Here is a 14,752-nt window from a genome sequence, read left to right as displayed (position 1 = left end):
CGCCACCAGCGCCGCCCCAAAGAAGAGCTGCGTCCCCACGCCTGCCCACGCTGCCGCTCGGTACTGGAGCAGCATCTTAAGCCGTGCGGTAAAGATCGCGGCGTAGGCTCTCACTTAGCTCCCCCGTTGGACGGGGGCTGGGGGGGTGGGGCCTGGTAGAACCGCGCAATGATCTCCTCGATGGGTGGGTTCTGCACAAAGAGGTCGCGAATCTCCATGCTCTGGCTGAGCTGGGCGATGAGCGTGGCGACGGGGGTTTTCTCGGGATCGAAGCGCAGGGTAACCCGCTCGCCCTCCACTTTTAATATCTCGACCCCTTCGCTTGCCGAGGGGGTCACGGCGCTGACGCCGTGGGGGGTGTCAATCACCAGCCAGCGCTCTTGGGTGACTTGCTGACGGAGCGCTTCTAGCGGGCCGTCTAAAAGAATCTTGCCACCGCCGATGACTAAGACCCGTGAGCAGAGCGCCTCGATATCGTCCATATCGTGCGTGGTGAGCAAGACCGTGACACCGTGCTCGCGCGCAAGTCGCCCGACAAACTCACGGACGGCGAGCTTGCTGATGGCATCGAGGCCAATCGTGGGCTCGTCTAAGAAGAGAATCTCGGGACGGTGGAGGAGGCTGGCGACGAGCTCGCAGCGCATTCTTTGACCGAGGCTGAGCTGGCGCACGGGCGTGGTGAGAAAGCCCCCAATATCGAGTTTCTCCACCAGCTCGGCTTGGGTTTGCGTGTGCTGCTGGCTTGGGACGGCGTAGATTTCTTTAAGAAGCGCAAAAGACTCGCTCACCGGCAAGTCCCACCAGAGCTGGCTGCGCTGCCCAAAGACCACGCCGATCTTGGCGACATGGGCTTGCCGCTCTTTCCACGGAACGCGCCCACTGACCGTCACTTTGCCGCTGTCGGGGACGAGAATCCCGGAGAGGATCTTGACCGTGGTGGACTTGCCCGCGCCATTGGGGCCGATGTAGCCGACCACCTCACCGGGCTCAATCGCCAGCGAGATGCCATCAAGGGCTTTCACTGTTTTGGACTCGCGGCGCAGGAAGCCCCCGGAGCTCACCGTGAAGTGCTTAACCAGGTTCTCAACAATGATCTGTGGCATGGGACGGCAATTGTACCATGCCACAGAGTGTTTTGCGGGAGAGATTTGTGTGATCTCCCCGTGCTCCATTTTAAGGAACCAGGAGCAATTGGAAAATTAAATTTAGCGAACCTGAAGGATTTGGTAGCGCCCCGTACCAAGCAGAGCACCGCGCGTCCCAAGAAGCTGGTAAGGCCCTTCCATCCTGCCCGGAGTGGTTCGGGTACCAGGTAGGTAGCCTCCACGCATCATGAGCAGAGGAGCCCCAAAGCGGCCCGTATCTCCGATCAGATCGAAGGCAAAAACGCCATTTTGATCGGGACGAGGCGCAAAGGTCATGACCGATGCGAACTCTGTGCTACCGAGCACAAGCTGTCCGCGGACTTTATTGAACCGGGGAAGCACACGAACCCTCCCCACGTCATGGTGGAAGCGCAGGGGGCCGGAGTTGTTGTTGCTATCAAGGAACCTACCAACAAAATCGGGGGGGACGATCTCTAGGGAGGCAATATTGATCTCAACAAAATCGGGCGAGATCAGTCCTTGAGAGTTGTTGCGAATCAGTGTGAGGGTGCCCGTATCGCTGTTGATCTGGTAGCTGGTTGAGAGCACAGGAGCGCCATTCACATTAAGCACAAGGCCTGCGATCGTGATACCAGGGCCGCTGATCAGCGCTTCGCCTGTCTGGGTATTGAAGCCTAGGGAGACCGCAACTGGCGCAGCCGTGCCTACTTGGAGAAAACCGGAGATGCCATTGGGGCTAATGGAGAGTTCCACCGGTGTTGCAGACCAGACAGAGCCATTTTCGCTGGTGGCAAACCCACTCCAAGGAGCTAGGGAGTTAAAGGGATTCGTGGCCGCATGGGCACGGGAGCCAAGGCTCAGGGCAAGCCCTAGCCCGAGTGCGGACTGAAGGAGGCTTCGTCGCGTCGTTGTTGCATTGAGTTTCATTCGTATTTGGTTCCTTGTATGAATCGAATGGGGCACACTTCCCCATTTCTACGTTGCCAGTGTATCGGGCTAAAGTGGACGGAATCGTGGACAGCGCAAAGGATTTGTGCTGTCTCAGAGAGAATTGTTGCAGAGAAATGCTGAGCGTTCGGTTGTTTGGACCGATAACCATCGAAGTAAACGGGGAACCTCTGCCGACTCTCCGTTCACGTCGTGGTCTGTATCTGCTTGCCTTACTCACCTTGCGTGCCAATCGCGAGGTCGCCCGGCTCTGGCTGGCAGGAACCCTCTGGCCCGACAGCGATGAGTCCCAGGGACTGGAGAACCTCAAGCGCTCCCTCACCGATCTACGAAAAGCGCTGGGCCCTGCGGCAGAGCTGCTCCAGTCGCCCAGCAAGCATACCCTTACTTTCCGGTTGACATCTGGGCAGGCCGATGTTCTGGCTTTCGATGAGGCGATTCAGCAAGATGCCCCCGAGGCGCTGGAGCGGGTGATCTCACTCTACCGGGCCCCCCTACTCGAAGACTGCTACGAGCTCTGGGTGCAGGCGGAGCAGGCAACCCGGCGGGAGAACTACCTGGCCGCCGTCGAGCGGCTGGCGGCGCGCAAGCAAGCTGTTGGGGAGCTTGCCCAGCTCGTACCGATCTTGCGTGAGGCCGTGGCACGCGACCCGCTCCGTGAGGGGCTGAGCCGTCTTTTAATGACCGCACTCACCGAGGCGGGCAGCCCTGCCGCCGCTGCTGAGGTCTACCGTGAGTTGCGTAGCAACTTACTACGAGAGCACAATGCCCAGCCCTCCGCCGAGCTCACAGCGCTCTACAACCAGATTCGTGCTGGGGCCACTCTGGCGATCACGCCGCCCCGACCACCGGCTCCCACCTCGCGGAAGGCCCCGGCGCACTACACGCTTCCGCGCCCTCTGACGGCACTGGTAGGGCGAGAAAACGAGCTTCTGGCGGTTGCGCAGTGCCTTCAAAATGCCTGCCTGGTGACTCTCACGGGGCCAGGGGGAATTGGCAAGACCCGCCTCGCACTAGAAACCGCCCGCTCACCTCAGACCGTTCCCGCCGATGGGGCATGCTTTGTGGATCTGGCCCCCCTGCACGATCCCACGCACCTTCCACAGGCCATGGCGGTGGCACTGGGGCTGCAAGAAACCGGTGAGCTGCCGATGGTGGAGGCGCTGAGTGCGTTCCTGCGCCCCCGCTCTCTCTTGCTGGTTCTGGATAACTGTGAGCACCTGCTTGATGCAAGTGCGGAGCTGGCGGGACGACTCTTAAAAGACTGCCCGAACCTGCAAATTCTGACCACCAGCCGCCAGCCCCTCGGGATTACGGGTGAGGTTGTCTGGCGAGTGCCTGCCCTAGAGGTGCCCAGTCGCCTCGGAGCGCCTGAGGAGCTGGTGGAGCGCTACTCTGCTCTGCGGCTCTTCTTTGAGCGTGCCCGCGCCGTACAGCCCAAGCTTCGGCTTACAGAGCTAACCGTGCAAGCGGCTATCGAGATCTGTCGGCATCTGGATGGAATCGCGCTGGCCATCGAGCTGGCCGCGGCACGAGTCAAGTCGCTCAGTGTTGAGCAGATCGCCATTCGTCTGGATGACCGGTTTCGTCTGCTCACGGGAGGCAGCCGCGATGCCCTGCCACGCCAGCAGACTCTCCGCGCCCTGATTGACTGGAGTTATGATCTCTTGCCACCTGCCGAGCAGACACTTCTGGCACGTCTCGCCCTTTTCCGTGAGGGCTTCTCGCTTGAGGCTGCGGAGGTGATCTGTGCCGACGGGGTCGTGCTAGAGCCAAGCGCGATTTTGGATATTCTTGAGCAGCTCGTGGACAAGTCGCTGGTGGTCAAAGGTGGGAGTCGCGAGAGTGCCACACCACGCTACCAGATGCTTGGGACGATCCGAGAGTACAGCCGCCAGAAGCAGACCGAGGAGGAGCTTCCCAGCCTCATCGAGCGCTACGGAGACTGGTACAATGCCCTCGCCCTTGATGCCGACACAAACTTGCTTGGCCCCGAGCAGACCCAGTGGCTAGGCGTGCTGGATACCGAACACAATAATTTCCGGCAAGCTCTCGTGCTGAGAGTCGGGGAACCTCACTTGGAGCTCTGCGCCTCACTGTGTCGCTACTGGTTTCTGCGGGGGCACTGGAGTGAGGGACGAGAGTACTTGGCCGCAGCCCTCACCCGCACCGACACCCTCCCCGGCACTGCGACGCGTGCCCGTGCGCTGATGGGCGCCGGGAACCTGGCAAGAAACCAGGGTGATTTTGCTGTGGCGATTACCTATTTTGAGGAGTGTCTAGCGCTACGTCGCACGCTTGGCGACCAGCGTGGCAGTGCCAGTATCCTGAATAACCTTGCCACCGTATTTCTCGATCAGAGTGACTATGAGCGGGCCCAGTCGCTCTACGAGGAGAGCCTGACCCTCTGTCGGGAGCTAGGGGAGACCGCGGGGATCTCACGGGCGCTGCACAACCTAGGAATGATCGCCAATGAGCAGGGCGATAACGAGCATGCCCTAGAGCTCTACACCGAGTCTCTGGCGCTCAGCCGCTCGCTGGGCAACCGTTACTTAGAGGCGAATGATCTGCATAATCTAGGCAATGTTGCCGTGGATCAGGGGGACTACCAAAAAGCACGCTCGCTACTTGAGGAATCGCTTTCCATCTGTCGTGACCTAAAGATGGATGTCGCTGTGACGGTCTCATTGATTGATCTAGGACGCATTGAGCTCGCTCTCGGGGGCTACTCGGCCGCAGAATCACTTCTTGAGGAGAGCCTAACCCTGAACCAGAGCCTGGGTGATCCACGGGGAGTTGCGGCGTCGCTGAACAACTTAGGATTTGTCGCGCTTGCTCAGGGAGCCAGTGAGCAGGCACGCCAGCGACTGATCCAAAGCCTCCAGCACGGCCACCGGCGCTGCACGGTTGATAGTTTTATTGGGCTAGCACACCTTGCTCTTCGGGAGGGACAGCCCCGAAAAGCCGCTCAGCTCTATGGGGTTGCCGATCGCCTCCGCACCGATCTGAAAGGTGTGCTAGCCTTTCTGGAACAACGCATCCACGACGATGACAGAGAGCTGCTCGCGGAACAGCTCGGCCCCGCCTTCGCCCAAGAGTACAGCGCAGGTCGCTCGCTCTCGGATCAGGATGCCTACTTGCTGATCTCAGGCTAGAGCTGTATGCCCTCGGCGCCCTGGGCGGCGGTGGTGGTCAGAAGAGTGGGAGCGGCCCCGAACTTCTCCGTGTAGGCCATGGTGAGGGCAGCTTCCAGGTCTTGGGCGACCGCAGGGTCGTGGAGGATGACGGCGGAGCCACCCCAGCCGCCTCCGGTGAGCTTTGCGCCGTAGACACCCGGTTGATTGCAAGCAAGCTCGACGATAAAATCTACCTCGGTGCAGGAGTTCTCAAAGTAGCGTTTGCAAGACTCGTGGGACTGCTTCATCAGCCTGCCGACTTCAAAGAGATCGCCTTGCTCCAGGGCCTCCGCGGCTTTCTCGACTCGAACATTTTCGTAGACAATATGATGGGCGCGTTGCTTAAGAACGGGATCCAGGCCGATTCCTTTGCTCTCCAAGAGCGCCGGTGTCACATCACGGAGCTTGGCATCGCCGCGCCCCACAAGCTGGCGCGCAGCCTGCATGCACTGCCCATGACGCTCAGAGTAGCCTCCCCCGGCGGCAAGCTCGTGCTTGACATTGGTGTTGGCCAGAAGAATCCCCGCTTTATCAGACGGCAGAGGGACGGCCTTCCAAACGAAGCTGCGGCAGTCGAGAAACAGCGCATGACCGGCGAGGCCACACGCGGAAGAAAACTGGTCCAACAGCCCGACGGGAGCCCCGATAAACCGGCCATTTTCGGCACGTCGTGCCAGCTTTGCCAGCTCCATGGGGTCAGCGGCTATCGGATCGGGCCAGAGTGTGGTAAGAAGCCGCGCGGCTGCAACTAATAGCGCCGCTGATGACGAGAGCCCGGAGCCATCGGGAACCGACGAAGTCACGAAGGCGGCGAAGTTGCCCACGGGACAGCCCGTCTTCTGGAGCTCGTCTATAACGCCTTTAAGATAGTTCGCCCAGCGGTCTTCCCCGGCGCTTTTCTCCATCGCATGAGGATCAAACGTCGTCTCAGGGAAGCTGGCCGAGGTCGCGATAGGGGTAAGGGGACGCTGGCTGTGGGCTCCGGCGATGGCGGTGACATAGTCTACAGCCGCCGTGAGCACAAAGCCCTCGTTGTAGTCGGTATGGTTCCCCAGAAGCTCCACGCGCCCCGGCGCAACCCCGACTGCCGTGGGAGCCACCCCATAATGAGCAAGAAAGGCAGCTTTCGCCGCCTCAATCACCTGCTCACGCGTCATACGGGAAGCCCCCGCGCTCGATCTCGACAATGGCATCTCTGTCTAGTGAGGCAAGCCGTGGCCCCAGATGGGCAACAATCTTTCCGGCAGCCCACGCCGCGATCCGTCCAGTGATGGAGAGCGGGAGATCTTTCGAGAGCCCGTAGAGAATCCCAGCGGCGTACATGTCACCGGCTCCCGTGGTGTCCACGGCCTGCACGGTGTAGATCGGAATCTCATGGACATCGTCACCCTGCACCAGAACCGAGCCCTCTTTATCGAGCGTCACGACCGCGAGCCCGTTGCACATCGCCGCCAGTTTTTTCGCCGCGACCCTTGCATCGTCCTCGCCGGTCATCATCCGGGCTTCATCGCGGTTGGCAAAGACCACGTCCACGTACTCCGTGAGAAGGCGGGTGAAGTCGTCTTTGTGGCGGCTCACACAGAACGGATCGGAGAGCGAGAGGGCAACTTTGACATCGGCCACTTGCTTGGCCTCACGCATGGCGTACTCAACCGCCTCTTTCTGCGTGTCCGTGTCCCAGAGATAGCCCGTGACATAGAGATACTTGCTCTGCACTAAATCCCCGACATTGATATCTTCCGGGTGCAGCTCCTGAGAGACCCCAAGACAGGTTCCCATGGTGCGCTGGGCATCGGGGGTAATGAGCACTAAACAGAGGCCCGTGTCCCCTTTCGCTGACACCCCGACATTGGGCTTAACCCCGGACTCTTCTAAGCTAGCCTTATACATCTGCCCGTGCTCATCGCGTCCCACACGGCTGGTGAAGCTGGTCGCGCCGCCCATTTGCGCAATCCCGATCATCGTATTCGCCCCGGAGCCGCCCGCCTGGGTGTTGACGATATGAGAGTAGACAGCAGGGACGAGGGCCTTTTGTTCCTCCGCAGAGACCAGCCGCATCGTACCCTTTTCAACGCCCAGCTCTGTGAGCGTTGCGTCGGTGACCTCGGCCTGAAGATCAAAGAGGGCGTTACACATCCCGAAAACATCAAATATCTTTTGCATTTCGCGCTATTGTAGCATAGCCTCTTCTATCGTGGAAAACTACACACTCTGACCAGAATCGTCACACAGTGTTACAATGCCACGTATCTTTCATGGCTGGCACGGAAAGATACTCCTCACTAAGGAGAAAAGTGATGCCAAGACTTTAATGTTGGTGATTTGTAAGGAGTTTATAAGACATGAAACGTTTCGTGATAGTAGGTATGGTTGCTTTTTCGATAATCGCTGCTGGGGCGGCCACTAAGGCTCAAGAGGGGGCTCCCAAGTCCAAGCTAGTCACCGAGCTGTCTCTTACCCCCGATCAAAAGAAGGCCTTGTTAGTACTACCCGCTCGTCCGAACTTCCCTGATTTAACAATCACAAGGCTTGCTGTGACACCCATACGCGTTATTTCGCGTGATACCGTTAAGCGAACCGCTAAACTACGAGTGCGTGTCCAGATTCAGGTGCGTAATCTTGGTAGTGTGAACTTTGAGAGTAATGCGAACCAACAAGCCGCTAACCTAAACTATCTCTACGATGATAAAAAATTCATCATTGCACTGCCTTTCCAGAATATCCGAGCAGGAGCAACGGTTACTCTGGTTCATGAAATGGACTGGGACTGGATGTCTTCTAATGAGTTCCCTCAAGGCCTGAAAGCGGAGCTTGCGTATGACCCCGATATCTTTATAGATGGAAATACAAAAAACGATGATATCCGCCTGACCAATAACTCCAAGGACTTGGTGGGCACGACGATTCATGAATCTCTACGACGCACGACGGGAATTACTCGCTAGTCTTCACAACCCATCGGAGCAAGAGAAAAGCTCCGATGGGTTTCTTTCGGTGGGGAAATTTCTATGAAAAATAAAGTGTTGGTCGCGCTGTGTTGTGCTCTCAGTTTGGCTCCTCTTGCTCTGGCGTTTGGGCAGTCAGAGAGAGTAGGGGCACTCTCCCCAAGCGCCGTGAAAGAAGTTCTACGCAATCTTCAACCGCAGCTCGATCAGGCGACGCGGCGAGCACTTGCTCCACGCCCCGAGGCAGCAGATCTGATGGTTCACCCTATTCAGATCACGCCCCAGACGAGCTCGATGCCCTCTTTGGTTAAGTTCCAGCTCTTTGTGCCGATTTCTAATATCGGGCGCACGGCGTCTAAGGGTGTCGTGGTCAAGCTAATGCGGCGTGACACGAGTGGGCGAGTCGAGCGGGATGTTCTTGCCACCAGCACCCGCATGCCGTCACTGGCCCCCGAGGCAATGGGTGGCCTGGGAATGAGTGTGCTGATCGCCAAGAGCTCTCTGGCAAAGCACTATAGCCGCGTTTGGGTCGTGATAACCCCCTCCGACCTACGCCATACACGCACTTACAGCGATGCCAATGATGCCAACAATACAACCGAACTCTCCGCAGACGAACTACAGGCTCTGGTTGGGAAGTAGAGAGCGCCTCAGGCGTTTCTCCAGCTCTTCTAAGGAGAGGAGTCGTGCATCTAAGTAGAGCGTCGGTAAATTACTTCTCCAAAAATCGCGCTCCCCGAGGCGCTGGTGAAAATCACCAAACACGACATTAAAGTGAATTCGTGCAGCTTTCGCCTCTTTGCGAAGCGCCTGGAGAGCCTGCTCGTAGGGGGGCTTGCTCTCTGCTTCCCAGGTGCTCTCTAGCTCTCTAGCTCTTGGCAGCCAGCGCAAAGGGAGCTCGTTGGAGTCGCCGCGCTGGATGCCGATGTCCTCTGGGTTAATCAGTGCCAGGTCCAGGGGGTCGGTGCTGTGTTGTGCCAGAAACGCCAGCCGTGCCTCCGCCGTAAAGCCGATTCTCCCGTAGAGCGTGGTATTTCCACCGTACTCCACTCTCGCAGGTGGCTCGGTGTCTAGTACCAGAATCTCGTTGATGCCTGGAGGAAGCGTGGGCAGGAGAGGGCGTGTGGGAAGCGCCCAGTCCTTGCCCGCCGGGTCGAGCAAGCCATGCTCCAGGGTGTAGGCAAAGCGACCTCCCTTGCCAAAAATCGTCGGTTTGAGGCGAGCGAGCGCCTGCCGTGTGGTCTCGCCTAGAATCGTGCGAGCCGCGCGTGTGGGCTCATCGGTGACAAATGGGCTAAACGCGAGGGCCACGGGGATCGTGCTGGCAGCAGCGCTCAGGGCTTCATCGGGGCCACTCAGCCCGAGCTGGATAAATCCAAAGTGTCGCGCCAGCGCCGCCAGCGCCTTACCTTCGTCCGCAGTGCGTGCTGTTGCCAACAGAACACGCGTGTTAATACTCTCAGGCCAAGCCGCGGGAGCCTGGATGGCAGGTGGCTTGTCTTCTTCTGTATCTGGCTCGGTATCGGGTGCGAGTGTTTGGGAGAGATCCGAGATCGCATCGGAGCCGATGCTGGAGAGGGTATAGAGTGGGGTATGCTTGCCACCGGAGCCCACGGCCATCAGTACCAGAGCCGGGTTGAGTTCCAAAGGCAAGTTGCGCCAGGGGATCGTCTCGGAATCCGAAAGCTCTTTCTCGACGCTCTGAAGCACCGTGGGCGGGAGCACCGACCAGCCGAACTGATTCTCTTGGTTGCCCGACGAAAGCAGGCGCTCTAGAGTCTCTTGGGGCAGCCCTAGATCGGTGTCCTTGGTAAAGGCAAGCTCTTTCCCCTTGCCTGCAAGACGCTTTTTTTCTTTTTCTTGCTCGGCGATAAGAAGCTCTTGTGATGAGAGCCACCAGAGCTGTCGCCGGGCAAGACGAACCGACTGGGGTTCTAAATCATGGGTGAGCAGAAACGTCCCCCCGACTTTCCGAAATGTCCCTGTGACACCCAGCGCCAGTGCCTTCAGAAGCTCACTCGCCAGCACGGTATGGCGGCCCGGTGAGTGCCAGAGAGTGAGCGTGCCCAGCCGAGGATCAGCGCGAAGAGAGAGACGGGTGGCCGTGGCGACCTGCTGCAAAAGCTCCGCTACGGTCTTTAAATTCTCCAGGACGATAGTGCGCTGAAGTGCGAGGGAGCTGTAGTCGAGCGTGGAGCGTTTCAGGCGATTGGGCGTGCGTAGGATCCCCAGCTCGGGCTCGCCTTCAATGTCATACGTGCTGCCGTAGGGGTTCACGACAAGGTGTGCGGGCGTGGCATTGCTGTCGGGCTCCTCCTCAGAAGACTTGGTCGGGACATGAATCTCTAGGGTTCGGCAGAGACGAAGTCGGTCGGTTGGTGCGTTTCTTTTTGTTTTCAGGAGCTCAGTAAGGATTGGACGTAGCTCGGGGGCGAGGTCGCTTGGCCCGAGACCGCGCTTGCCGGTAAGCTGGCCCCAGTGCTCGTCGGAGAGCTTGGCCAAAAGAAAGTGAAAGCGATCCCCCCGGCTCATGATGCCCACGGCGCTGGGAGGCTCGGTGGGGACGATAATCTCTTCAGCCTCTGTGGGAGCCATGACATTGACTCGGCCCATCCGAAAGAGCTGGCGCTCGGAAGGCTCGGTGAGCTTTTCGGGGGCGACGATCAGAAGAGGGCCGTTTCGCTCCGCGTTCCAGCGAGGGGTATTTTGTGGAGGCGCAAGCTGCCCACCAAAAGAAGCCAGCAAGAGAGTGCGCCGGGTGAGAACCATGAGGTATTGTAGCAGGGTAAGCTCTTTAGGGCTTTAATCGTTTTTTCATGCGTGCATAAGATGATGTACTCAGGAATACTGTGTTGGATAAGTGAGGTGAGCGAGATTGTTACGGAGGCTGATTTCCATAGTTGTTGCACTGGGTGTGCTAGGCGGCGGGGGCTACTTCCTCAGTAAGCGTCTCTCGGGCGCGGGTGAGGCGGCACTGAAGACTCAGTACAAGCTGGGTAAAGTGGAGACGGGTAGCGTCAAGAAGACGGTCTCTGCCAGCGGGACTCTCCAGGCATGGAAGGTCGTGGACATTAAGGCACGTGCAGGTGGCGAGCTGACCTATTTGGGTGTGGACATTGGTAGCAAGGTCACGCCAGGACAGCTTCTGGCCCGTATTGACCCGCTGGATGTTCAGATGCAGCTCAACCAGGCCAAGGCGGACGAGCGCTCGGCGCTTGCCCGGCGTGACCAGAGCCAGAAGACCTGGCAGATGCAGGTCTCACAGAGCCGAATCTCGGTGCGCGATGCAGAAGTGGGAGTGCGCTCTTCGGAGGCGACTCTAAACTCGTCGAAGGCGAACCTCGCGGCGGCCAAGGCCCGGCTCTTAACCTCGAAGCTGCAGGCAGAGACCCAGCCCGCGCTGACCAACTCCGCTATCGCCAATGCCAAGGCTAGCTACGACCAGGCAAAAGTCCAGCGCGAGCAGCTCGACTCCACCACGAAGCAGCTACGTGCCGCCGCCGATGCCGCCCATAGGCAAGCGGTCGCCAACCGAGACAATGGGCGCCTGCAATTGGATCGCCAAAAAGCGCTTGTGGAGAAAGGCTTTGTCTCCCAGCAGGCCGTGGATAGTGCCCATGCCAGCTTAGATGTCGCCGAGGCCACTCTCACATCGGCCAAGATCAAGCTTGACACCGTAGACAGTGAGCTGCGTGGCTCGCTGGAGTCAGCGGATGCCCGTGTGGCCCAGACAAAAGCCGCGCTGGAGCAGGCACAGGCCGGGATCGCCGATATCTCCAACCGAAAGAATTCCGTCCTAGAGGCGGAAGCGGCAGTCAAACAGAGCGAGGCCGCGGTGAAGCAGAGCGAGGCCGCGCTGATGCGTAGCAAAGTGGCGCTGGATCAGGCCCGCAATAATATCGGTACCAACGATGTGCGCCGCTTCGACATTGATAGTAATAACTCCTCAATCGTACGTGCTGCCGCCAGCCGCACCAATGCCGAGACGACTCTCCAGCGCACCGAGATCCGCTCCCCGATGGGCGGTGTAGTGCTCTCCAAGACCGTGGAGCAGGGAACCATTATCGCCTCCGCGATGGGAATCAACTCCGCTGGTGCGAGCATGATGACCATCGGCGATACCAGCCGGATGTACGTGGATGTCGTGGTGGATGAGACGGATGTTGCCAATGTCGAGATGGGCCAGAAAGTGGATGTCTCGATTGAGGCCTATCCGGGCGTGCCCTTTGAGGGGAAAGTGATTCGGGTAGATCCGCAGGCGGTGGTTAATCAGAACGTCACCAGTGTCCATGTACGCGTCGAGGTGGATAATGCAACCCCGACTTTCCAGCTCCTCAAGCCCGGTATGAACACGACCTGTGAGTTCGTAGTACGTGAGGCCAGCAGTGTCTTAGTGGTCTCTAACGACGCCCTCAAAGACGAAAGCGATGGGACTAAGTACATCGAGAAAGCCAGCGGGGGCAAGCCTGCTCCGCCTGATGTCACGACGGGCACGCCCGCTGAGGCAGACACCAAGATCGATGTCAAGATCGAGAAAGTAAAAGTCGAGCTAGGCATGGAGGGCAACGACACCACGGAGATCAAATCGGGCGTTGCCGAGGGTGATGTGATTGTCCTACAGACAATAGAGCCTGAGCCTCCCAAGACTGGCGGGTCCTCGCCGTTTGCTAATAACCGCAGTATGGGTGGTGGCGGTGGAGGCCGACGGTAATGGCAACCGCGATCTCTCCCGCCCCTGAATCCCAGGAAGGCTCCTCAAGCCTGGGCCGTATCAGTGCGTTTCTAGTCAGCCTTCAGATGGCTTGGACGGGGCTTGGGGCCAACAAGCTCCGCTCTTTTCTGACCATGCTCGGCGTGATTATTGGGGTTGGGGCGGTGATTGTTGCCATCTCCATTGGGGAGGGCAGCAAGGCCGCTGTCCAGGAGAGTATCCAGAAGCTGGGGAGTAACGTGCTGACTGTCCTTCCCGGCCAGCAGCGCCGTGGGGGCGTGAGCATGGGCTTTGGCTCCCAGAGTACGATGAAGCTCTCCGATGTGGAGCTGCTCAAGCGCTCGTGCCCGTCGGTGGGGGAAGCGTACCCGTCGGTGAATAAATCGGCGCAGATCAAGGCTACCAATAAAAATACCAGCACGACGGTCAATGGCAATGCTCCCCCCTACCCGACTGTCAGCAACCATCCCATACAATACGGACGCTACTTCAACGCCGATGAAGTGCGCTCCCAGAAGCGCGTCGCGGTGCTGGGTTCGACGACCGCCAAAGACCTCTTCGGGGGCACCTCGGCGGCGCTCAATAAGATCATTCGGATCAACAGCCAGAGCTTCCAGGTGATCGGGGTGCTCAAGGAAAAAGGCGGGATGGGCTTCCGCAACCCCGACGATGCCGTGTATGTTCCGGTGACGACCGCTATGCGCCGTCTCTTTGGTTTGGACAATGTCAATAGCATCACGGCACAGGCGAAGTCCTTTGGGCTCATGAGCCGTGCCCAGACAGAGATTGAGAAAGTGATGCAGAAGCGCTTGGGGACAAGCTCCACAGGCAACAACTTCATTATCTTCAACCAGGCCGATATTGCGGCAACCCAGAACGAGCAACAGGACACGTTTGGAAATCTGATTAAGTATCTTGCGATTGTCTCGCTCGTGGTGGGGGGCATCGGGATCATGAACATCATGCTCGTCTCGGTGACGGAGCGTACCCGTGAGATCGGTATTCGAAAGGCCATTGGAGCGCGGCGTAGCGATATTCTCACGCAGTTTTTGCTAGAGGCACTCTTTCTCTCTCTTGTCGGTGGGATGATTGGGGTGGCCTCCGGGATGCTGGGAAGCGATGCCGTGGCGCAGGCAAATGGCTGGCGCGTCCAAGTCTCGTCGTCCACCATTCTTCTGGCCTTTGGTTTCTCCGCCGTTGTGGGCGTGTTCTTTGGTTTCTACCCGGCGCTCAAGGCGTCGAATCTCTCGCCGATTGAGGCACTTCGTTATGAATAATTATCAAGAAAGGTTATTTTCTATGAAAAAAATCGTTTTAGTAGCTCTGTTGCTTAGTATCTCCGGGGCATCGTTTGCCCAGCCACCCGGCGGTGGTGGTGGCCCATCCCCCGAGATGATGGCCATGTTCAAGAAGTTTGGGGAGTGGCGCGAGAAGAATAAGAGCCTCTCTAGCATCGGACAGACCATCGGAATGTTGGCTGAGTTTGAGAAAGAACCTAAGACGGCTCTTACCAAGGATCAGGCAAAAAAGATCATGGCCGCTGTTGGCCCTTGGAAGACCAAGCCGATCATGACCGATGCCAATGCCAAAGAGCTCATCAAGACCATTGGTAAGACTCTCACCGTCGCACAGGCCACAAAGTCTGCTCAGCTTGCCAAAGAGGCAGCGGCCCGTCGTGGAGCGATGGGCGGCGGCGGTGCTCGTCCCGGTGGCGGCGGTGGCGCTGCGGGCGGCGGTGGTGGCCGGCCTGGTGGCGGCGGTGGAATGGGCTCTCTGGAACAGTTGCGAAGTTAATTGGGTTGTAGCCCTTCATCATCGTGTCGAAGCGCTTCTTCATTGCTCCCATGTCCATCGCTCCCATTCCAC

At 58.6% G+C, this 14,752-nt stretch carries 11 protein-coding genes; 6 read left to right on the top strand and 5 right to left on the bottom strand.

The window, feature by feature from the left end; translation table 11 throughout:
- Nucleotides 1-110 precede the first annotated feature (110 nt).
- Both RMO15_RS00450 and RMO15_RS00445 read right to left on the bottom strand, forming a co-directional pair.
- Nucleotides 111-1,103, bottom strand: coding sequence for an ATP-binding cassette domain-containing protein (locus tag RMO15_RS00450; protein ID WP_309706834.1), 993 nt, complete (start codon nucleotides 1,101-1,103; stop codon nucleotides 111-113).
- A gap of 102 nt (nucleotides 1,104-1,205) precedes the next feature.
- Complete coding sequence (locus tag RMO15_RS00445; RefSeq protein ID WP_309706832.1) at nucleotides 1,206-2,033, bottom strand: hypothetical protein; 828 nt, start codon at nucleotides 2,031-2,033, stop codon at nucleotides 1,206-1,208.
- A 137-nt stretch (nucleotides 2,034-2,170) separates the two neighbouring features.
- Between RMO15_RS00445 and RMO15_RS00440 the strand changes: the two genes are divergently transcribed.
- Complete coding sequence (locus RMO15_RS00440) at nucleotides 2,171-5,209, top strand: tetratricopeptide repeat protein (RefSeq protein WP_309706830.1); 3,039 nt, start codon at nucleotides 2,171-2,173, stop codon at nucleotides 5,207-5,209.
- Here RMO15_RS00440 and galK read toward each other — a convergent pair.
- Nucleotides 5,206-6,387, bottom strand: coding sequence for a galactokinase (gene galK, locus RMO15_RS00435; RefSeq protein WP_309706829.1), 1,182 nt, complete (start codon nucleotides 6,385-6,387; stop codon nucleotides 5,206-5,208). The genes RMO15_RS00440 and galK overlap by 4 nt on opposite strands.
- Entirely contained in the window at nucleotides 6,377-7,393 is a 1,017-nt protein-coding gene (locus tag RMO15_RS00430) for an adenosine kinase (protein ID WP_309706827.1), read from the bottom strand. The genes galK and RMO15_RS00430 overlap by 11 nt, the downstream gene beginning before the upstream one ends.
- 179 nt (nucleotides 7,394-7,572) lie before the next feature.
- Here RMO15_RS00430 and RMO15_RS00425 point away from each other — a divergent pair, with 179 nt between their 5' ends.
- Entirely contained in the window at nucleotides 7,573-8,175 is a 603-nt protein-coding gene (locus RMO15_RS00425) for a hypothetical protein (protein WP_309706826.1), read from the top strand.
- Nucleotides 8,176-8,238: 63 nt separating this feature from the next.
- The gene (locus tag RMO15_RS00420; RefSeq protein WP_309706825.1) at nucleotides 8,239-8,817 is read left to right on the top strand and encodes a hypothetical protein; all 579 of its coding nucleotides are present in this window, start codon (nucleotides 8,239-8,241) and stop codon (nucleotides 8,815-8,817) included.
- Here the strand turns inward: RMO15_RS00420 and RMO15_RS00415 are convergent.
- Nucleotides 8,794-10,944: a hypothetical protein gene (locus RMO15_RS00415; protein WP_309706823.1), complete on the bottom strand. Its 2,151-nt coding sequence runs from the start codon at nucleotides 10,942-10,944 to the stop codon at nucleotides 8,794-8,796. The genes RMO15_RS00420 and RMO15_RS00415 overlap by 24 nt on opposite strands.
- Nucleotides 10,945-11,050: 106 nt before the next feature.
- Here RMO15_RS00415 and RMO15_RS00410 point away from each other — a divergent pair, with 106 nt between their 5' ends.
- The 3 genes from RMO15_RS00410 to RMO15_RS00400 are packed head-to-tail and all read left to right on the top strand — an operon-like array spanning nucleotide 11,051 to nucleotide 14,680.
- Entirely contained in the window at nucleotides 11,051-12,886 is a 1,836-nt protein-coding gene (locus RMO15_RS00410; protein WP_309706821.1) for an efflux RND transporter periplasmic adaptor subunit, read from the top strand.
- On the top strand, nucleotides 12,886-14,163 hold the full coding sequence (locus RMO15_RS00405) for an ABC transporter permease (RefSeq protein ID WP_309706819.1): 1,278 nt from the start codon (nucleotides 12,886-12,888) through the stop codon (nucleotides 14,161-14,163). The genes RMO15_RS00410 and RMO15_RS00405 overlap by 1 nt, the downstream gene beginning before the upstream one ends.
- A 22-nt stretch (nucleotides 14,164-14,185) precedes the next feature.
- On the top strand, nucleotides 14,186-14,680 hold the full coding sequence (locus RMO15_RS00400; RefSeq protein ID WP_309706817.1) for a hypothetical protein: 495 nt from the start codon (nucleotides 14,186-14,188) through the stop codon (nucleotides 14,678-14,680).
- Nucleotides 14,681-14,752: the final 72 nt, after the last annotated feature.

The organism is Armatimonas sp., from assembly GCF_031410135.1.
Lineage (GTDB): Bacteria > Armatimonadota > Armatimonadia > Armatimonadales > Armatimonadaceae > Armatimonas.
Note: the sequence above shows the minus strand (reverse complement) of the source record. Positions and strands in the feature narration are given on the sequence as shown.